At 74.0% G+C, this 19,687-nt stretch carries 18 protein-coding genes; 7 read left to right on the plus strand and 11 right to left on the minus strand.

Translation table 11 applies throughout. The features are described 5' to 3' along the window. Positions 1 to 1,090: 1,090 nt before the first annotated feature. The 4 genes from AB0D66_RS18470 to AB0D66_RS18485 are packed head-to-tail and all read right to left on the minus strand — an operon-like array spanning position 1,091 to position 6,456. Positions 1,091 to 2,521, minus strand: coding sequence for an O-antigen ligase family protein (locus AB0D66_RS18470; RefSeq protein ID WP_362304032.1), 1,431 nt, complete (start codon positions 2,519 to 2,521; stop codon positions 1,091 to 1,093). Next, the gene (locus tag AB0D66_RS18475; protein WP_362304371.1) at positions 2,521 to 4,053 is read right to left on the minus strand and encodes an exopolysaccharide biosynthesis polyprenyl glycosylphosphotransferase; all 1,533 of its coding nucleotides are present in this window, start codon (positions 4,051 to 4,053) and stop codon (positions 2,521 to 2,523) included. The genes AB0D66_RS18470 and AB0D66_RS18475 overlap by 1 nt, the downstream gene beginning before the upstream one ends. Before the next feature lie 2 nt (positions 4,054 to 4,055). Then, complete coding sequence (locus AB0D66_RS18480) at positions 4,056 to 5,255, minus strand: glycosyltransferase (RefSeq protein ID WP_362304035.1); 1,200 nt, start codon at positions 5,253 to 5,255, stop codon at positions 4,056 to 4,058. Positions 5,256 to 5,274: 19 nt separating this feature from the next. After that, complete coding sequence (locus AB0D66_RS18485; RefSeq protein ID WP_362304039.1) at positions 5,275 to 6,456, minus strand: DUF3344 domain-containing protein; 1,182 nt, start codon at positions 6,454 to 6,456, stop codon at positions 5,275 to 5,277. A 224-nt stretch (positions 6,457 to 6,680) separates the two neighbouring features. Here AB0D66_RS18485 and AB0D66_RS18490 point away from each other — a divergent pair, with 224 nt between their 5' ends. From AB0D66_RS18490 to AB0D66_RS18505, 4 genes are all read left to right on the plus strand, one after another. Beyond that, entirely contained in the window at positions 6,681 to 7,091 is a 411-nt protein-coding gene (locus tag AB0D66_RS18490; protein WP_361752292.1) for a rodlin, read from the plus strand. Between the two features lie 217 nt (positions 7,092 to 7,308). Beyond that, positions 7,309 to 7,542, plus strand: coding sequence for a chaplin (locus tag AB0D66_RS18495; RefSeq protein ID WP_362304043.1), 234 nt, complete (start codon positions 7,309 to 7,311; stop codon positions 7,540 to 7,542). Positions 7,543 to 7,664: 122 nt separating this feature from the next. Next, positions 7,665 to 8,813 (plus strand): chaplin, encoded by a 1,149-nt coding sequence (locus AB0D66_RS18500; protein WP_362304046.1) that lies wholly within the window; start codon positions 7,665 to 7,667, stop codon positions 8,811 to 8,813. A 179-nt stretch (positions 8,814 to 8,992) separates the two neighbouring features. Continuing rightward, the gene (locus tag AB0D66_RS18505; RefSeq protein ID WP_362304049.1) at positions 8,993 to 9,337 is read left to right on the plus strand and encodes a hypothetical protein; all 345 of its coding nucleotides are present in this window, start codon (positions 8,993 to 8,995) and stop codon (positions 9,335 to 9,337) included. Positions 9,338 to 9,405: 68 nt separating this feature from the next. On the opposite strand, the gene AB0D66_RS18510 is transcribed toward AB0D66_RS18505, so the two are convergent. Then, complete coding sequence (locus tag AB0D66_RS18510) at positions 9,406 to 9,645, minus strand: chaplin (protein WP_069920649.1); 240 nt, start codon at positions 9,643 to 9,645, stop codon at positions 9,406 to 9,408. Between the two features lie 142 nt (positions 9,646 to 9,787). After that, on the minus strand, positions 9,788 to 10,231 hold the full coding sequence (locus AB0D66_RS18515) for a hypothetical protein (protein WP_362304053.1): 444 nt from the start codon (positions 10,229 to 10,231) through the stop codon (positions 9,788 to 9,790). 270 nt (positions 10,232 to 10,501) lie between these two features. Here AB0D66_RS18515 and AB0D66_RS18520 point away from each other — a divergent pair, with 270 nt between their 5' ends. Further along, positions 10,502 to 10,912 (plus strand): rodlin, encoded by a 411-nt coding sequence (locus AB0D66_RS18520; protein WP_362304056.1) that lies wholly within the window; start codon positions 10,502 to 10,504, stop codon positions 10,910 to 10,912. An 85-nt stretch (positions 10,913 to 10,997) separates the two neighbouring features. On the opposite strand, the gene AB0D66_RS18525 is transcribed toward AB0D66_RS18520, so the two are convergent. Beyond that, entirely contained in the window at positions 10,998 to 11,639 is a 642-nt protein-coding gene (locus tag AB0D66_RS18525; RefSeq protein WP_362304059.1) for a vitamin K epoxide reductase family protein, read from the minus strand. Between the two features lie 192 nt (positions 11,640 to 11,831). Here AB0D66_RS18525 and AB0D66_RS18530 point away from each other — a divergent pair, with 192 nt between their 5' ends. Next, positions 11,832 to 12,602, plus strand: coding sequence for a DUF6227 family protein (locus AB0D66_RS18530; RefSeq protein WP_362304062.1), 771 nt, complete (start codon positions 11,832 to 11,834; stop codon positions 12,600 to 12,602). A 92-nt stretch (positions 12,603 to 12,694) separates the two neighbouring features. Here AB0D66_RS18530 and AB0D66_RS18535 read toward each other — a convergent pair whose 3' ends face one another. From AB0D66_RS18535 to AB0D66_RS18550, 4 genes are all read right to left on the minus strand, one after another. Further along, a complete protein-coding gene (locus AB0D66_RS18535; RefSeq protein WP_362304065.1) occupies positions 12,695 to 15,076 on the minus strand; it encodes a fructose-specific PTS transporter subunit EIIC in 2,382 nt (793 codons plus the stop codon). A 20-nt stretch (positions 15,077 to 15,096) separates the two neighbouring features. Beyond that, positions 15,097 to 16,047 carry a 1-phosphofructokinase gene (pfkB, locus tag AB0D66_RS18540; protein WP_362304068.1) on the minus strand — a complete coding sequence of 317 codons (951 nt, stop codon included), beginning with the start codon at positions 16,045 to 16,047 and terminating at the stop codon, positions 15,097 to 15,099. Then, positions 16,044 to 16,805 carry a DeoR/GlpR family DNA-binding transcription regulator gene (locus tag AB0D66_RS18545; protein ID WP_362304071.1) on the minus strand — a complete coding sequence of 254 codons (762 nt, stop codon included), beginning with the start codon at positions 16,803 to 16,805 and terminating at the stop codon, positions 16,044 to 16,046. Before AB0D66_RS18545 ends, pfkB begins: the two co-directional genes overlap by 4 nt. 134 nt (positions 16,806 to 16,939) lie before the next feature. Continuing rightward, the gene (locus AB0D66_RS18550) at positions 16,940 to 18,559 is read right to left on the minus strand and encodes an MFS transporter (RefSeq protein WP_362304073.1); all 1,620 of its coding nucleotides are present in this window, start codon (positions 18,557 to 18,559) and stop codon (positions 16,940 to 16,942) included. Between the two features lie 63 nt (positions 18,560 to 18,622). Between AB0D66_RS18550 and AB0D66_RS18555 the strand changes: the two genes are divergently transcribed. After that, entirely contained in the window at positions 18,623 to 19,603 is a 981-nt protein-coding gene (locus AB0D66_RS18555) for a YafY family protein (protein WP_362304076.1), read from the plus strand. Positions 19,604 to 19,687: the final 84 nt, after the last annotated feature.

A 19,687-nucleotide genomic window follows, 5' to 3' on the forward strand; every position in this document is an offset into this window, starting at 1 on the left:
CGAGATCAGCAGGCTGGTACGCCCCTCCCGGTGCGCGGCGAGCGAGCTGTGCACCTCGTGCTCGGCGGCCGCGTCCACCGACCCGCACCGGCTCCGCCCGCACCGGCTCCGCGTGCCGTGCCACCGCTGGCGTACGCCGCCACCCGCACCCGTCCCCGCCCGCCGGCGGCCCCGGGCACCACCCCGGGCACCGCCCCGGCGATGAACCCGGGATCCCGCGCAGCCGCCCCGGCCCCCTCGTCCACGGGGCCGCCCACGGGCCGTCCGGACAAGACGGGCCCGCGCAGCGACTCCGCACCCGCCCCGAGCCCGTGGTCGGCCAACGGCGGCGCCCCCTGCGGCCGCCCGGGCAGCACCGGCCCCCGCAGCGGCCCCGGCGCACCGGCGGACCCGGCAGGCGGCGCGGGCGCGGCCGGTGCGGGGCGGCCCGGGGGCGGGGTTGTGCCGGGGGCTGCCGCATCCGGCGGAGTCGGCGGCCACCCGGGCAGGACCGGACCCCGGAGCGGCCCGGCGGCGGGCTCCGGGGCGGCTCCGGGGGTGTCGGGAATGGCGGGGGTGCTCTGGGCGCGGGCCGTGCTCCGGGGTGGGACCTGGGCGGGGCCCGACGTCGCGCCGGGCCCGGTGCCCGAGACACGGGCGGAGCCCGCCCCGGCAGGGTCCGGCGTCATGCCAAGTCCGGTGCCCGAGACACGGGCGGGACCCGCCCCGGCAGGGTCCGGCGTCGTAGCCGGTCCGGTGCCCGAGACACGGGCGGGGCCCGCCCCGGCAGGGTCCGGCGTCGTGCCCGGTCCGGTGCCCGAGACACGGGCGGAGCCCGCCCCGGCAGGGTCCGGCGTCATGCCAAGTCCGGTGCCCGAGACACGGGCGGGACCCACCCCGGCAGGGTCCGGCGTCATGCCAAGTCCGGTGCCCGAGACACGGGCGGGACCCACCCCGGCAGGGTCCGGCGTCGTACCAAGTCCGGTGCCCGGGACACGGGTGGGGCCCGCCCCGGCGGGGCCCGGCGTCATGCCAAGTCCGGTGCCCGGGACACGGGTGGGGCCCGCCCCGGCCGGAGGGCCGGAGGCGGGCCGCCTGGGCGTCGTGTCGGTCACCGGCCGCTCGAACCCTCAGGGGCCGGGCCCCGTAGGCCCGAGGCGGCGGACCACACCGGACCGCTCCGCCGGGAGGCGGGGGGCGAGGCCGGGCCGCCCGGATCCCCGCCCTCCCGGGAGGGAAGCGCCCACCAGGCGGCGAGGCCGATGATCACCCCGGTCAGGACGGTGGACGGGCCGCCGATGTCCGCGTACAGGAAGTCGGTCAGCTGCCACACGAACAGCCCGGTCGCGATCAGCCCGCAGTCCCGGATCCGCCGGGCGCCGCCGTCGGCGAGCCGCCGGGCCCCGGCCACCAGCAGCGCCGCCCAGCCCCCCGCCAGGGCGACCAGCCCGATCAGCCCCTGCTCGCTCAGGATGAGCAGGTACATGTTGTGCGGGGAGAGCAGCGGCTGGCGGATGTACCCCTGGCCCGCGCCGGCGGTGTCGCTGCCGGAGGAGAGGCCGAGCGAGGCGTGCCCGTCCCGGTTGGCGGGGAAGCCCTTCAGCCCCACCCCCACCGCCGGCCGCTCCCGCCACATCGACTCCGCGGCGGCCCACATCGTGTATCGGTCGGTCACCGACTGGTCGGGCGCACTGGAGACCTGCGTGATGGAGGTCAGCCGCTCCGCGACCATCTCCGAGCCGACCCCGAGGCCGCCCACCAGCACCACCCCGGCGGCGCCCAGCGCGAGCAGCACCTTCAGCGCCCGCCGGATCCCGGCCAGCAGCATCACCAGCACCGCCGCGCCCAGCGTGGCGATCCAGGCGCCCCGGCTGAAGGACAGCACCAGCGGCAGCACCAGCGCCAGCGCGCAGCCCCCGGCGATCCGCCGGGTCCGCCGCGGCAGCCCCGGCGCCAGCGCGACGGCGGTCGCCACGACCAGCCCGTACGCCACCACCGTGGCCATGCCCATGACGTCACCGGGACCGAAGGTCCCCACGGCCCGGACGTCCTCGCCCTGGTAGGAGGCGCCGGTGTGGGTCGCGTACTGGACGACCCCCACCGCGCCCTGCACCAGCGCCAGGACCACGAAGCACCCGGCGGCGATCCGGAACTCCCCGGCGTCGCGCACCAGCAGCACCACCGCCGCCGGGACCAGCACGAAGACCTGGAGGTAGCGCACGAAGCCCGGCAGGGCCGCGTACGGGTCCCCGGCGGTCACCGTCGCGACCGCGAGCCCGACCGCGGGCAGCCCGAGCACGAGCGCGCCCAGCGGGGTCAGCCCCCGCACCCGCCCGCGCAGCGCCTGCACGGCGCAGACGAGGACCAGCAGCAGCGAGGCCGCGTCGGCCGGGCCGACCTTCCCGGAGGCCGTGGCGTCCCCGGCCGGGAGCGGGGCCAGCAGGAACAGCACCGTCGCGGCGAGCGGCAGCAGCGGCCAGTGCCGCCGCAGCAGCGCCGGCACGTCCGGCCGGACCCCGTTCAGCGATACCGCAAGGCTCATCAGCTGCCCCCCAGCCGGAAGCGGAAGAAGGAGGCCGCGGTGCGGGCCAGGATCCACAGGTCCTGCCACAGCGACCAGGTGTCGATGTAGTGGTTGTCGAACCGGGCCCGGTCCTCGATGGAGGTGTCCCCCCGCAGGCCGTTGATCTGGGCCAGGCCGGTGATGCCGACGGGCATCCGGTGCCGGGCCTCGTAACCGGGGTGGACGGTGGAGAACTTGGCGACGAAGAAGGGCCGTTCGGGCCGCGGCCCGACCAGGCTCATGTCCCCCCGTACGACGTTCCACAGCTGCGGCAGCTCGTCCAGCGAGGACTTGCGCAGGAAGGAGCCGACCGGGCTCATCCGCCGGTCGCCCGCGACCGTCCAGCGGGTGGCGGACTCGTGCTCGTCGGCGCGCAGCGTACGGAACTTCAGCAGGGTGAAGGGGCGCCCGTAGAGGCCGACCCGCTCCTGCCGGAAGATCACCCCCGGCCCGTCGCACAACCGCACGGCGAGCGCGCAGGCGGCCATCACGGGCGCGGCGGCCACCAGCGCGGCCAGCGCGAGGATCGCGTCCAGGCCCCGCTTGACCCAGCGCTCCAGCGGCCGCGCGGGGCGGGGCAGCAGGGGCTGGACGGCGTACCCCCACAGCTGGTCGGCGGGGTGCGCCACCCGCATCCCGGTGACCTTGGCGGTGCCGGCCGGGTCGGCGAGCCAGAGCCGGCAGCCGTGGTCGTGGAAGAGGCGGACCAGGGAGGCGGTGCGCTCGTCGGCCTCGGGCGGGCGGGTGAACACGGCGTGCCGCACGGAGTTCTGGATGACCGCCCGCCGGATGTCCTCGTGGGTGGCGAGCACCGGCAGCGTGCCGGTGTCGCCCTCGGGGACGGTCCCGGTGTCGGCGAGCCCGACCGGGCGCAGCCCGTACTCGGGGCGCCCGTGCAGGGCGGCCGCCACCGCGGCCGCTCCGCCGCCGGGTCCGACCACGAGGGCGGAGGCGGGCCGCCGGACGCGGGTGCGGCGGCGGAACTGGTTGACGGTCCCGCGTCCCGCGCACGCCAGTACGGCCTGCAGGCACACGGCGGTGAGCAGCGCGCCCCAGCCCAGGGCCCGGGCGGGCTCCACCGCGGCGACGACCGTGGCCGCGCCGCACCACAGGACGGCGGACCGTCCGGCCAGCGCGGGCAGTTCCAGGAGCGCGGAGGGCGCGAGCCGCGGCCGGTAGAGCCCGGCCTGTGCGTGCAGCGCGGCGAGCAGGACGGCGAGCGGCGCGGCCGCGGCGCCCGGCAGGGCGGCTGCGGGCAGCGCGGTCGCGGACAGCGCCGTCACGGTGAGGACGGCGGCCAGCGCGTCGGCGGTGAGCAGCGGGAGTACCCCGTCCCGGCGGCGGACCCGCTGGGGGCGTACGGCGGGGCGGGCCTGGCCGGCCCGGGGCCCGCGCGGCGGGTGGATGGCGGTCGCGGCACGGCGTGCTGTTCTGCTCTGCGCCGGCGCCACGGCACTGCCGGCGGGCCCCGTGCCGCCCTGCCCGGTGTGCCGGGCGGGTGCGCTGTCCATCGTCATCGGCTGATGCGCTCCTGGTTCAAGGGCCGGGGCCTGCCCAGCAGTTCGTGGTACAGGCCGGTGACCGCGTCCGTGGTCCGCCGCACGTCGAAGTCGGTCCGGGCGTGCTGCCGGGCCTGCTCTCCGAGTTCGGCGAGCAGCCGCGGTTCGGCCAGCAGCCGTCCCAGGGCCTTGGCCAGCGCCGTCGGGTCCTCCGGCGGCACCAGGCAGAGCCGTCCCTGGCCGGGCGGCAGGCTCTCCCGGGCACCGCTGACGTCGGAGACCAGGACCGGGCGGCCGCAGGCCATGGCTTCGAGCGGGGCGAGCGCCATGCCTTCCCACCGCGACGGCAGTACAACGAGATCGGCGGCCCGAAGCCACGGTCGGATGTCCGGGGCGGCGCCCGCGAAGAGCACTCCGGAGGGGGCGGTGCGGCGCAGCCGCTCGGTGTCGGGGCCGTCGCCGACGAGGGCGAGGCGGGCTCCGGGGAGGGTGCCGAGCAGCTCCGGCCAGGCCCGCAGCAGGATGTCCTGCCCCTTCTGCGGGCAGATCCGGCCGACGCAGACGGCGAGCGGTCCCCCGTCCGCCAGGCTGTCCCGGAAGGCGGCGGGCAGCGGCAGCCCGGCGCGGGCCCGGGCCTTGTCCTGTCCGGGGTCCGGGCCGCCGGGCCGGAAGTGGCCGAGGTCCACGCCGTTGCGGATGACGGACCAGCGGGCGGCGATCCCCTCGGCCTCGCCCGCCCGGCGCTCGGCCTCGCTGACGCAGAGCACCCGGTCGGCCCACCGGGCCCCGTACCGCTCCCACCGCAGCGCGAGGGCGCCGGTGGCCCCCCCGACGGCGTCGAACGACCAGGCGTGCGGCTGGAAGACGGTGGGGACGGCGCCGCGGGCGGCGAGCCTCCCGGCCAGCCCGGCCTTGGCGCTGTGGGCGTGCAGGAGGTCGGGCCGGACACGGCGCAGCAGCCGCCGGGCGCCGAGCACTTCGGCGGGCAGACCGGGTCCGGGGGACCGCCCGGCGCGCCAGGTGAGCACCTCGGCGCCGGCGTCCCGGGCGGCGTCGGCGAGCGTTCCGCCGGGCGGGCAGCCGACGACGGCCCGCAGCCCCGCGGCGCTCTGGGCGCGCACGAGGTCGGTGACGACCCGTGCGACCCCGCCGTCTACGGGCTGGGTCAGGTGGAGGACGGTCGTGGGCTGTGCCGCCCATGGCTGTGTGGGCACGTGGAGTGGTCTCCTGCGTTCAGCGGCGCGCGTCTGTCTGAACGAAGAGCACACCGAGGAAATGGCCCTGACTTTCGCCCGTGAACCTGAAACTCAGACTGCGGGCACCACCGGACAGGGCGGGACTCAGGTCGAATACGTCCGCGTCATAGCCGAGATTGTTCACATAATCAGGCTGTCGTACGAACGTGTGCTGTCCGAATTCCGTGATCGTGGAATTCATCACATCATTGAAAGGATTTTCCGGATCACTGAGGCTCACCCGGCGACCGCTGTCGGCCGTCACGGTGAGTGAGTCCTCCAGGGTGCCCCGGTCCCCGTCGTAGGCGACCACCCCGGCCCGCCCGGAGGCCCCGGCCGGCACGTCGAGCCCGTCCACCTCGACCAGCCCGTCACCGGCTCCGGGGCGGGCGGCGAGCGACTCGAAGCCGTCCCACAGCGAGATCCGGCGCACCGGCTCCTGCGGGTGCTCGTACGCCGCCACCAGCGTCCAGCCGCCCCAGGCCCCCGCCTCGGAGTGGCCCATCGCGATGTTGAGCTGCGCCACCGTCCACATCCCGGCGCCGCCCTTGCGGACCAGCGGGGTCACGTCGGCCGAAGCCTGGTAGGCATCGCTGCCCGCATCCGTGTGGTGCCCCATCACCGTGTCGGCCAGCACCTCCTTGTACGCGCCGCCCGGCTCGGCGACCAGCACCCGGCCGTTGTCCTCCGGCGGCTTCTGCTCGCCCACCCGCAGGTTGCCGCCCCAGTACAGACGGGCGTACGAGACCTTCGCGCCCTGCGGGACCTTGAGCTCGGCTCGGGTGGAGTTGTAGGTGTCCGGGTCCTTGTCGACCTCGCTGTAGAACATCTCGAAGTCCCCGTTGACCCCCGCTGCGCCCCGCTTGACCTCGGCACACGGCTCGGCCTGCGGGGACTCCTCGCGGCGGCAGCTGATGCCGGAGTTGGAGGCGCGGACCAGCCCGCCGTGCTGCACGGCCTGATAACGCTGGGTGAACGGAATCCGGGACTTCTCACGGGGAGCGGGGGCTTGCGGAGCGGGGGAGGCCTGCGCGGTGGGGACGTATGCGGAAAGGGTGAGGCAGGACAGCAGACCGAGTGTGCCGAGGATTCTGCGGGAGGAACCCATGACCCCGTCTCCATTTTCGATCAAGGGAACAAAACAGGAGTGAACTTTGTCAGAAATCGGGCTGGAAATCACGTCGGACTCGCTCGTACGGCCTTTTGGGCGATACCACGCACCCTCGAAGCGGGCGGGTCGTTATCGCTTGCACCATTGTTCGAACCGAAAAGGCGGGAACGCCTGAGCGTCAACCGCGAGCTCCGAAACGTCGGCATCCGGGTGAAGCCACGCAACCCCGGCGGCCGCCGGGCCGTTGTTCCGGGTGCTCCAGTACCGGGCAATCCTGCAAAAAAGGGACGACAATGATCAAGAAGATGATGGCCACGGCGGCGGTTGCGGCCTCGGTCGTGGGCATGGGTGCCGCCATGGCGCCGCAGGCGATGGCCATCGGGAACGACAACGGCATCAACACCGTGAACGGCAACGGCGCTTCGCAGATCTACGGCAACCAGGCCACCTACGGCAACATGAGCCCGCAGATGGCGCTGATCCAGGGCTCCTTCAACAAGCCCTGCATCGCCCTGCCCGCGAAGGCCAACGTCCAGTCGGTGCTGGCCCTGGTCAACGTCGGCGTCCAGGACATCCCGATCCTGTCCAACCCGATGAACCAGCAGTGCACCGAGAACTCCACCCAGGCCAAGGGCGACGAGCCGCTCTCGCACATCCTGGACAACATCCCGGTCCTCTCCGGCAACGTCTCCTCCGGCAGCTGACCGAGGAACGCCCCCGCGAGGCCGTCGCACCTTCGGGTCGCGGCGGCCTCGCCGCGTGAATGCGCGAAAGAGGGGCGCATTCACCGGCTTCCTGAATTCCCCGGATCATCGGGGCGAATTCCCGGAGCACCGCCGAAAACGCGCGGTTTCTTTTGCCTCGACCACTCGTTGATATTTCTGCAGCGGATACGCCACTGCGGGAAGGATCGAAAAGCAGATGAAGCACGAGAAGGCAGTGGTGCTGGCCGCCGGGGTTCTGATGGCAGCCGGTGCCGCCTCCCCCGCCCTGGCCGACGCCGGCGCCACGGGCAGGACCGCGGGCTCCCCCGGCGTCCTGTCCGGCAACACCGGCCAGGTGCCGATCAACATCCCGGTCAACGTCTGCGGCGACAACGTCAGCGTGATCGGTCTGCTGAACCCCACGTTCGGCAACGTCTGCATCAACCGCTGACCAAGCGGTCCCGGCCCACACGGGCAGACCTCCTCGGGGTGGCCTCGGAGTGCACGGCGGTGCACTCCGAGGCCACCTCCGATTAAGCACCGGCACCAGCGCCGGTAGACAGGGAAGGACCCATGCGACAGGTACTGAGCCGACAGGTACTGGGCAAGGGGATGCTCACGGCGGCGGCAGCGTCGAGTCTGCTGTCGATCGCGACCGGTGCGGCCTACGCGCACCCGGGAGCGACGGCCGAGGCCTCGCACTCTCCGGGTGTGCTGGCCGGCAACAGCGTCTCGGTACCGGTCACCTTCGCCCCGAACGTGTGCGGCAACAGCGTGGACGGAGGTGCGGCGCTCAACCCCTCGATGGGGAACACCTGCGCCACCACGACCGGCTCGCACACCCACGACGGCTACGACTACGGGCGCTACCTCAGCCCCGAGAACGCCGAGGCCTTCGAGCGCTACCTCCAGGAGCGCCAGGGCCCGCGGCACGCGCTGCCGGAGCAGCGCCACGAGTCGCCGCGCCCCGAGCAGACCCGCCACGAGCAGACCCGCCACGAGGGGCCGCGGCACGCGAAGCCGCGCCAGGAGGAGCCGCGCCACGAGGGCGGCTACGGCGGCCACGGCCAGGAGGGCGAGGAGGAGTGCGACGACCACCCCGAAACCGCTCCGCCCCCGCCGGCGCACCACGCACCCCCGGCGCCCGAGCAGCCCCACCCCATGCCCGAGCCGGTCGACGAGCACCCGGCCCCGCCGCCCCCGGCCGAGGAGGAGCCCGCGCCGAGTCCCGAGGCGCAGCCCCCCGCGCCGGTCGACGAGGCCCCGAAGCCGCTGCCCGCCCCCGCCCCCGGGCCCGAGCCCGTCCCGGAGGCCCCGGCTCCGCTCCCCGCGCCGGTCGACGAGGCGCCGAAGCCGCTGCCCGCCCCGGTCGAGGAGGCGCCCGTACCGCTTCCCGCGCCCGTCCCCGCCGAGGAGGAGCCCGCGGGGCCGCCGCACGGCAGCCTGCCGGAGCACCCGGCCCCGGAGGTCGTCCGGCCGGCCGACCAGCCCCCGGCCGCCCCCGCCGGCGACACCCCCGTGCACCTGCCCCCGGCGGCGGAGCCGGCTCCGCTCCCCGCCCCCGCCCCGGCCCCGGCGCCTGCCCCCGCGCCTGCGCCCGCGCAGGTGACCGCGCCCGTGCTGGCCGAGACCGGCGCGGGCCAGCCCGCCGCCGCGGCGGCCCTCGCCTCCGCGCTGATCCTCGGCGGCGCCATTCTGTACCGGCGGTCGCGCATCTCCTGACGGCAATACCGGTAATCGGAAGAAATATCGGCCGGAGAATCCCTTGTCGGATTCTCCGGTCGCTGTCATGTACCCGCGCTTCGCGTTTCCCGATCGGCGGGGAATCGTTACCCATGGCGAAAGCGGCGCGACGGTCGCCGCTGACGCCTCGGCCCCACGAAAAGAAGAGGATTTCGATAATGAAGCTCACGAAGGTCGCCGCTGTCGTCGCCGGCTCCGTAGCCGCCCTCGGCGCCTCCGCCCCCGCCTTCGCCGCCGATGCCCCTCCCACGGTGCCGATGAGCCTCACGAGCGGGGCGACCACGGTGACGGAGGCCGTGAACCCGGTCTCCGAGCAGCTCCCGCAGATCGTCGGCGCCGGACTGGCCGAGCAGGGCGAGCACGTGGACAACGTCCTCGGCACCGTCCAGCGGGTCAACCAGGTCCGCAACAACGTGCCCGGCCAGCTGCTCGGCCTCGCGAACGGCGCCACCCAGGCGTCCCCGCTCCTCGGCGGCGTCCAGCTCAACGGCGGCGCCCGCTGAGCGGTCCGGACATGACTGTGGGCGCCACCGGCGAGGCCGGGGCGCCCACAGTCGTTCTACAGCCGACGTCAGTCGTTGACGCAGACGTTGCCGAACGCGGGGTTCAGGAGCGCGATCACGTTCACGGTGTTACCGCAGACGTTGACCGGCACGTGGACCGGGACCTGGACCAGGTTGCCCGAGAGGACACCGGGGGAACCCACGGCCGCGCCCTCGGCCGACGAGTCGGCGACGGCGGAGCCGGCGGCACCGGCCGCAGCGAGACCAGCGGTGGCCAGGACCAGGGCGGCCTTCTTGGCAGAGTTCATGGGAAGTGCACCTTCTGTTCGATGTTCTGCCCCGATTCGGGGCTCACATCGAGCGAAACGGTCCATCTTCCCTGACGACACGGTTCCCTCCGCGATCAGACCTGTTCAGCTCAATAGTCGTAACCACGAACGGCTTCGGACGTTACGGAAGGTCCGGGATCTCGATCTCGGGGATCTCGAGGTCCGGGAGCTCGGGAACGATCTCCGCCGGAGCCGCCGGGGCCGGCAGCGTCGGCGGGGTGAGGGGCGGCAGCGCCGGCAGCTCCACGCCGGGGATCTGCGGGAGCTCGACCCCCGGGATCTCCGGCAGCTTGATCTCGGGGAGCTTGATCTCCGGGATCTTGATGTCCGGCAGGGTGACGCCCGCCGGCAGCAGCGCCTTGATGGATTCGAGGATCCCGTTGATGAGGTCGTCGACGGGACCGGCCGCCGCGCGCCGCTGGGTCTCGAGCTGCTGCCGTACGGCTGCGCGGTCACCTTCCACGGCGCCCGCGGGGGCCGCCGCGCCGGACAGTATGACGACGGCCAGGGCCGACGGGACGAGGAGGCGGGCGCGGCGGGCGCGGTACGGCTTCGTGGGGTGCATGGGTGTTTCCTTCTCGTGGTCGCGCGGATACGGACCAGACGATCCGCTCCCTCACCCACCGTGCGAACACCTCCCACGGAGCGCAACCGGAGGCGGGCCGACTGCGCGCTTCGTACGGGCTTCGCGCAGGCGTCCGGGGGTCTCTCACCCGGGCCGGGGAAAACCTCCCCCCACACGGGCCGTTTGAGTGAAGCAGCGGAACCAACCCCCTGGCGGGGCAGTTGACCAGGGCGCTCCATTAGCGGGCACTCGTGCGACAGAAGGATCAAGATGTTCAAGAAGATCATGACCGCCGCCGCTGTCTCCGCCGTTGCCGTGGGCGCGGGCGCTGCCGCCGCGGCCCCGGCCATGGCCATCGGCAACGACAACGGCATCAACACCGTGAACGGCAACGGCGCTTCGCAGGTCTACGGCAACCAGAAGACCCACGGCGACCAGAGCCCGCAGCTCGGCCTGGTCCAGGGCACCCTGAACAAGCCCTGTGTCGGCCTGCCGGTCAAGGTCAACGCCCAGTCGCTGGTGGCGCTGCTCAACGTCGGCGTCCAGGACATCAACGTCCTGTCCAACCCGATGAACCAGCAGTGCACCGAGAACTCGACCCAGGCCAAGGGCGACGAGCCGCTCTCGCACATCCTCAGCAACATCCCGGTCCTCTCGGGCAACGCCTCCGTCGGCAGCTGATCTCCGGGCCCCGTGCCCGTGGAGCGAACCGACGAGGGCCCCGGCAGCCTCCAGCTGCCGGGGCCCTTTCGCGCGAGCCGCGCCCTCAGCCGGTCCAGAAGTCCCACCACCGGGTCAGGACCAGCATGGCGATCACCCCGACGTGCAGGGCGGGCGGGGCCCAGCCGAACTCGGCGAAGAAGCCCCGGACCGGGCCGGGCGAAGGCAGGTTCCCCGTACGGACGTTGTGCGCGGTGACCGCCCAGAACATGAGCAGCGTGGCGACCCAGGCCAGAGTGCACCACAGGCACAGCGCGTTGATCTCGTACAGCGACTGCACCATCAGCCAGGTGCAGAAGCCGACCCCGAAGAGGGTGCCGGCGTTCAGGCCCAGCCAGAACCAGCCGCGGTAGCGCGCGCCCGCCAGCAGGCCCGCGCCGACGCAGACCACGACGGCGTACGCGACCAGCCCCAGCATGGGGTTGGGGAAGCCGAAGGCCGCCGCCTGGTCGCTCTGCATCACGCTGCCGCAGGAGACCACGGGGTTGAGGCTGCAGGCGGGCTTGAAGTCCGGGTCCTCCAGCAGGAGGAACTTGTCCAGGGTGATCACCCAGGAGGCCAGCACTCCCGCCGCCCCGGTGAGGGCCAGCAGCCAGGCCAACCGCTTGGGCGTGGCGTCCTCTTCGCTCCCGTGCCGAGTGCGGGGCCGTTCCTGCCGGCGCGGGGGGCCCACTGTATTCGTTGCCATGCGGCCCATAGTCCCGCGCTTCGCCACAGAGGGTCCCTAACCATGCCCATCCGTACGCAAGTTGACCTGAAGGTGTGGCGGGAACCCCCGTTGCTTCCCGGACGTTTTACCGAACCCCGGACGTGATGTCAGAGCCAGGGGTTACGTTGAGCTTCCGCGAAGTGACAAGCTGCGACGGCCTGGAGACCCACCGTGAGCGATCCGTACGAGACAACCGAGGCACACCTCGGCCGGCTCCTCGGCCGCGCCCTGAACTCCTTCGACCTGCCCGACAGGCTGGTCGAGCGCCTCGGTACGGCGCTCGCCCACAGCTCTTCGCTCTACACCACGCACCACAGTCCCGCAACGGGAGCCTGGCGGGAGACCCACCAGCACACCCATCTGCTGGCCGACGGCGGGTCGGTGTCGCTGTGGGAGCTCGTGTACCGGCAGGAGGGTGACCGCACGGTCCGGCACGAGCTCTTCGCGAGCAAGGCGGAGACCTGCCTGGCGGTGGCCCGGCTGTTCGGGGAGCCCCCGTCCGAGGCGGCCCTGGACCCGGCGCTCCTGCCGGGGGACGAGCCGGCCCATGCCGACGTGGCGGCGCTGACCGCACTGTTCGCCGCCTCCGCGTCGACGCGGCCGCACCGGGAGTACGCGGTGGAGGAGTCCGCCGACCACGCCCGGCGGGTGCTGCGCCGCGCGGAGAACGCGGACCGGCCCGGCGAGCCGGTCGCCGAGCGGCTCCGGTCGGCGTACGCGCACCAGATCACGCAGTCCTTCGGCGGCCGGCCCTGCGCCTCGGGCGGGCGGGAGGCCGGCTTCAGCCTGTACGAGCACGCCTTCGTGCTGCTGGACGGGGCGGAGGTCAGCCTGTGGGAGGTCGAGCACACGGCGACGCCGGACGGGCGGCACATGTGCGAGGTGTACGAGAGCGAGGCCGCCGCGCGGGGGGCGATGGAGCTCCGGGCGCGCGTGCGGTGAGGCCGGCCCGGGCCTGACCGGGACGGGGCGGGGCGGGGGCGGGCGTTCCGGCCCGGCCCTCGCCCGCGCCCCCGCCCGCGGTGCCGTGGTGTTCAGGCCGCGGCCGTGATCTTGGCCTGGTCCGCCGGGTCGGCGGCCGGGGTCTGGGCCTCGTCCGGCTTGCGCAGGCCCTTGAGGAGGACGACCAGCCCGGCGGTGGTCACCGTGCCGGCGGCGATGGCGATCAGGTAGAGCAGCGGGTTGCCGATCAGCGGGATCACGAAGATGCCGCCGTGCGGAGCCCGCAGGGTGCACTCGAAGGCCATCGACAGGGCGCCGGTGACCGCACCGCCGGCCATGGCGGCGGGGATGACGCGCAGCGGGTCGGCCGCGGCGAAGGGGATGGCGCCCTCGCTGATGAAGGAGGCGCCGAGGAACCAGGCGGCCTTGCCGTTCTCCCGTTCGGTCTTCGAGAAGAGCCGGCCGCGGAGGGTGGTGGCCAGCGCCATCGCGAGCGGCGGCACCATTCCGGCGGCCATCACCGCGGCCATCACCTTCAGGCTGCCCTCGTTGGGGGTGGCGAGGCCGCCGATGGCGAAGGCGTACGCGACCTTGTTGAGCGGGCCGCCGAGGTCGAAGCACATCATCAGGCCGAGGATCACCCCGAGGATGATCGCGTTGGCGCCGGAGAGGCCGGACAGCCAGTCGGTGAGGGCCTGCTGGAGCGAGGCGACGGGCTTGCCGACGACCAGGAACATCAGGAACGCGGTGACGGCCGAGCCGATCAGCGGCAGGACGACGACGGGCATGATGCCGCGGAGGGCGGCGGGCACCTTCAGCCGCTGGACGGCGAGGACGGTGCCGCCTGCGAGGAGGCCGGCGATCAGGCCGCCGAGGAAGCCGGCGTTGATGGTGAGGGCGACGGCGCCGCCGACGAAGCCGGGGACGAGGCCGGGGCGGTCGGCCATGCCGTAGGCGATGTATCCGGCGAGGACGGGGACGAGGAAGCCGAAGGCGAGGCCGCCGGTCTGGAAGAGGAGCGCGGCCCAGCTGGCGGACTCGGTCCAGACGAAGTGCTCGGCCACGGAGGGGGCGGTGTTGATCTCGTACCCGCCGATGGCGAAGGCGAGGGCGATGAGCAGGCCGCCGGCGGCGACGAACGGGACCATGTAGCTGACGCCGGACATGAGCCAGGTGCGGAGCTTGGCGCCGTAGCCGTCGGCCTCTTCCCCGGCGCGTTCGACCGGCGTCGGGCTGTGGTCGGCCACCTCGCCGCGGGCGGCCTTGTCGCGGGCCTCGGCGAGGAGTTCGGCGGGGCGGTTGATGCCGGCCTTCACACCGGCGTCGACGGTGGGCTTGCCCGCGAAGCGGGCCCTGTCCCGGACGGGGACGTCGTGGGCGAAGACGACCGCGTCGGCGGCTGCGATGTCCTCCGCGGCCAGGCGGGTGAAGCCGGCGGAGCCCTGGGTTTCGACGCGGAGGTCGATTCCGGCCTCGGCGGCGGCCTGTTGGAGGGACTCGGCGGCCATGTAGGTGTGGGCGATGCCGGTGGGGCAGGAGGTGACGGCCACGACGCGGAAGGGCTGCCGTGCGGGGTCCTCCCCCACGCCGCCCCTGCCCGGAACCGGGGCTTGCGGCCCCGGCCGCCGCTCCGGGTGCTCCGCGCCGGACCCGTCGCGAGGCCCGGGGCCGGCCGCCCCGGCGTCGGGCAGGGGCGGGGCGGGGGCGCCGGCCCGCGCGGCCGGCCCGGCGGTGGACCCTGCCGCGGGGCCGACGGTGGACCCGGCCGTGGGGTCGGCGGTGGACCCGGCCGTGGGGCCGGTCGTGGGGTCGGCGGTGGACCCGGTCGTGGGGTCGGCGGTGCACCCGGCCGTGGGGCCGGTCGTGGGGTCGGCGGTGGACCCGGCGGTGGGGCCGGTCGTGGGCTCGGGCATGGGGCCGGTCGTGGGCTCGGTCGTGGGGTCGGCGGTGGACCCGGCCGTGGGGCCGGGCGTGGGCTCGGGCGTGGGGCCGGTCGTGGGGCCGGTCGCGCGCCCGGCCGTGGGGTCGGTCGCGGGCTCGCCCGATATCAGCGCGGCGGCTTCCGTCGGGTCGGCGGCGGCGCGGAGGGACGCCACGAACTCCGGCCTCATCAGCCGGCGGGCCAGCGAGGACAGGATCGACAGGTGGGCGTCGTCCGCGCCGGCGGGGGCCGCGATCAGGAAGATCAGGTCCGCCGGCCCGTCGGCGGCCCCGAAGTCGACGCCGGCCGCGGCCCGGCCGAAGGCGAGGGTGGGGGCCGTGACGTGGGGGCTGCGGCAGTGCGGGATGCCTATGCCGCCCTCCAGGCCGGTCGGCATCTGGGCCTCGCGCGCCGCGACGTCCGCCAGGAAGCCGTCCAGGTCCGTGACCCGGCCGCGCTCCACCATGCGTTCCGCCAGCGCCCGCGCCGCCGCTTCCTTCGAGTCGGCGGACAGGTCGAGGTCGACCAGTTCGGGGGTGATCATCTCGCTCATCGCGGGCTCCTTTGCTCGCGTCAGGCCGTGGCGGGGTCGGACAGGGGGAGGTCCAGGGGAAGGTCCTGGGTGATCCGGACCGCGTCGGGCCGCAGGTCCGAGGGGGTCGGCATGGCGCTGCCGGGGAGCTGGACCGCGGCCGCGCCGTGGGCCAGGGCCGAGGCGAGGGCTTCGGGGCCCGCGCCTCCCGCGATCAGGAAGCCGGCCAGGGAGGCGTCGCCCGCCCCCACGTTGCTGCGCACCGCCGGTGCGGCCGCGGTGCCGTAGTGGCTGCCCTCCTCCGAGACCAGCAGCTGGCCGTCGGCGCCGAGGGAGGCCAGGACCGCGCCCGCGCCCAGCGAGCGCAGCTCCTCGGCGGCCTTGACCACGTCGCCGAGGGTGGCCAGCGGACGGCCGACGGCTTCGGCGAGCTCCTCCGCGTTGGGCTTGATCACGTCGGGACGGGCGGGCAGCGCCGCCAGCAGGGCCGGGCCCGAGGTGTCCAGGGCGATCCGGGCCCCGGCCGCGTGGGCGCGGGTCACGAGGTCGGCGTACCACTCGGGGCGCAGGCCCCGCGGGAGGCTGCCGCAGCAGGCGATCCAGGCGGCGGCGCCGGAGCAGGTGCGGACGGTGTCCAGGAGCAGGGCGGACTCCGTGGGCGTGAGCTCCGGACCGGCCGCGTTGATCTTGGTGAGGGTGCCGTCCGGTTCGGCGAGCGAGATGTTCGCCCGGGTCTCGCCCGCGATCGAGACGACGGTGACGTCCACGCCCTGTGCCACGAGGAGTTCGGCGAGCAGGGTGCCCGGGGCTCCGCCCAGCGGGAGGACCGCCGTCGTACGGACGCCGGCGGCGGCCACGGCCCGGGAGACGTTGACGCCCTTGCCTCCGGGGTCCACCCGGTCGCCGGTGGCGCGCAGTACCTCGCCGCGCTCCAGCGGCGGGACCTCGTAGGTCCGGTCGAGGGAGGGGTTGGGGGTGACGGTGAGGATCATACGAGCACGACTTCCGTACCGGCGGCCTCGATCGCCGCCTTGTCGGCGGGGTCGAGCCCCGCGTCGGTGATGAGCAGGTCGACGTCCGCGAAGGAGCCGAAGCACGCGAAGTGCTCCTGTCCGGCCTTCGCCGAGTCGGCGAGGAGGACCACGCGGCGGGCGGCGGCCATCGCGGCGCGCTTGACGGCGGCCTCGGCGAGGTCGGGGGTGGTCAGGCCGCCCTCGGCGGTGAAGCCGTTGGTCGCGAGGAAGAGCACGTCGGCGCGGATCTCGGCGTAGGCGCGCAGGGCCCAGGCGTCGACGGCGGCGCGGGTGCGGTGGCGGACGCGGCCGCCGACGAGGTGGAGGTCGATGCCGGTGTGGTCGGCGAGCCGGGCGGCGACGGGCAGGGCGTGGGTGACCACGGTGAGCGCGATGTCGACGGGGATCTGCGCCGCGAGGCGGGCGACCGTACTGCCCGCGTCGAGGACGATGCTGCCGCCGTCGGGGAGTTCGGCGAGGGCGGCGGCCGCGATGCGGTCCTTCTCGTCGGCGGCGGTGGCCTCCCGCTCGGTGAGGTCCGGCTCGAAGTCGAGGCGGCCGGCCGGTATGGCCCCGCCGTGCACGCGGCGGACCAGGCCGGCCCGGTCGAGGGCCTTCAGGTCGCGGCGCACGGTCTCGGCCGTGACCTGGAACCGGTCGGCGAGGGAGAGCACGTCGACCCGGCCGGCCTCGCGGGCGAGGCGGAGGATCTCCTGCTGGCGCTCCGGTGCGTACATGTGGGTTTACGTCCGTTCGATGCCCGACTGTGTGGGTCAGCTCCTACGGTACGCCCGAGCGACGGTAAAACAAAGAAAAACGGACATGCCCGCCAACAAAAGCGGGCATGTCCGTGAAGTGGGGCCGAAGGGCCTCAGACGGCCGGGACCTTCTCCGGGGTGTTCTCGGCGAGCGTGGCCGGGTGCTCGGAGCCGCCTTCGCGCTGCTCCATCGGGATCGGCTTGCGCGGCATCATGAACATCACCGCGAAGATCAGGAGCAGGACGCCGGCGACCCACCACAGCGCGCCGCGGAAGGCCTCGACGTACGGAGCGCCGAAGACCATGTCGTCGTCGATCAGGCCGAAGAAGACGACGGAGGTCAGGGCGAGGCCGAGCGCGTTGCCCATCTGGCCGGTGGTGTTGATCAGGCCGGAGGCGGAGCCCGCGTGCTCGCGCGGCACCTCGGACAGCGTCGTGTCGTTGAGCGGGGCCACGATCAGGCCCATGCCGATGCCCATGAGCACCAGCGGGGCGGCCATCTGCCAGGAGGTGATCGCCATGCCGTAGTGCTCGGACTCCCAGATGTAGAGGAGCAGGCCCGAGGCCATGATCAGCGCACCGGCCTGGAGGACCTTGCGGCCGAAGCGCGGCACGAGCTTCTGGACCGAGATGCCCGCGGCGCCCGAGACGGCGAGGGAGAAGGGGATGCCGGTGCAGCCGGCGCGCAGGGCGCTCCAGCCCAGGCCCATCTGCATGTACAGCGTCCAGACCAGGAAGAAGATGCCGGTCGCGATGCCGAAGGTGAGCTGGACGGCGATGCCGCCGGAGAAGCTCTTGACCTTGAAGAGGGAGAGCTCCACGAGCGGGGAGCCATCCTTCTTGATCTTGTACTTCTCATAGCCGATGAACGCGGCGAAGACGAACGGCGCCGCGATCATGCAGAGGAAGCCCCACAGCGGCCAGTCGTGTTCGCGGCCCTGGGTGAGCGGGAAGATCAGCATCACCAGGGCGAGGGTCGCGAGGACGACGCCCACGAGGTCGAGGCGCAGCGCCTTGGGGGCCTTGGACTCGCTGATGTACATGCGGCCGAGGATCACGGCCGCGATGCCGACCGGCAGGTTGATCAGGAAGATCGGGCGCCATTCGAGGCCGAACAGGTTCCACTCGGTGAGCAGCGCGCCGAGCATCGGGCCCGAGACGGCTCCGAGGCCCACGACCGCGCCGAACATGCCGAAGACCTTGCCGCGCTCGTGCGGCGGGAAGCTGACGTGGATGATCGCGAGCACCTGCGGCACCATCATGGCGGCCATGGCTCCCTGCAGGATGCGGGAGGCGACGAGCATCGAGGGGTTCTCGGCGATGCCGCAGAGCAGCGAGGCGACCGTGAAGCCGCTGATGCCGATGAGGAAGACGCGCTTGCGGCCGTAGATGTCACCGAGACGGCCGCCGGTGATCAGGCCGGCGGCGAAGGCGAGGGCGTAGCCGGCGGTGATCCACTGGATCGCGCTGGTGGACGCGCCGAGGTTCTGGCGCATGCTGGGTATCGCGATGTTGACGATCGTGACGTCGACCAGGTCCATGAAGGTCGCGGTCATCACGATGGCGAGCGCCAGCCAGCGGCGGCGGTCGGCGGTCGAGCTGGGTACGTCGGGTGCGCCGGGTGCCCCGGCCGCGCCGGATGCGCTGGATACGTCGTGGGGTGCTTCGTTCCGCTCTTCTCGCACGGGCCCGTTCTCTCTTTCGGGCGATGTCTTGGACGTCTCGGTGCTCATGGAGAGAAACTTAGACAAGATCTAGGTCAGTTGGTGTCCTATTTGACTGGCAGCCTGGAATGCATGACCGACACCCCGGCACGGCTGCTCTCCCTGCTGTCCCTCCTCCAGACCCCGCGCGAGTGGCCCGGGAGCGAGCTCGCGGAGCGGCTGCGGGTGAGCGCCCGTACGATCCGGCGCGACATCGAGCGGCTGCGGGAGCTCGGCTATCCGGTCGAGGCCACCCTGGGGGCGGAGGGCGGCTACCGGCTGGTGGCGGGGGCGGCGATGCCGCCGCTGCTCCTCGACGACGAGGAGGCGGTGGCGATCGCGGTGGGGCTGCGGGCGGGGGCCGGGCATGCGATCGAGGGCGTGGAGGAGGCCTCCGTACGGGCCCTGGCCAAGCTGGAGCAGGTGCTTCCGTCCCGGCTGCGGCACCGGGTGGGCGCGCTGCAGTCGGCCACGGTCGCGCTGACCCGGGGGGACGGGCCGAGCGTGGCCCCGGGGACGCTGACGACGATCGCCTCGGCGGTGGCGGGGCCGGAGCGGCTGCGGTTCGCGTACGAGGCGGGGGACGGGGCCCGGTCGCGGCGGCTGGTGGAGCCGTACCGGCTGGTGAGCGCGGGGAGCCGCTGGTACCTGGTCGCCTACGACCTGGAGCGCGAGGACTGGCGGACCTTCCGGGTGGACCGGGTGGGCGAGGCCTTCGCGACGGGGGCGCGGTTCGCACCGCGGGAACTGCCGATGGATCCACAGGAGTTCGTCCGCAGGGGGCTGCGGGGCCGGCAGACGTACGTCGTGGAGGTCACCTTCGCGGCGGGGGCGGCGGAGCTGCCGCAGTGGCTGCGGGAGGGTGTCGTCGCGGATGCGGAGGGCGGCGGGGGCCGGGGCGGGGCGGGCGGCGGGGGCACGCGGGTGCGCTTCGACAGCGGGGATGCTCCCGAGTGGCTGGTGGCGCGGCTGGCCCTGACGGGGCTGGCGTTCACGGTGCGGGAGCCGGCCGTGTTGCGGGACGCGGCCGGGGCGTTGGCCGCGCGGCTCACGTCGGCGGCGTCGGCCCCGTAGCCGGGGCTCCCGCCGCGGACCCGTCGGGGGCTCCGCCCGCGGACCCGTCGGGGGCTCCGCCCGCGGACCCGTCGGGGGCTCCGC

The organism is Streptomyces sp. NPDC048270 (assembly GCF_040652335.1).
GTDB lineage: Bacteria > Actinomycetota > Actinomycetes > Streptomycetales > Streptomycetaceae > Streptomyces.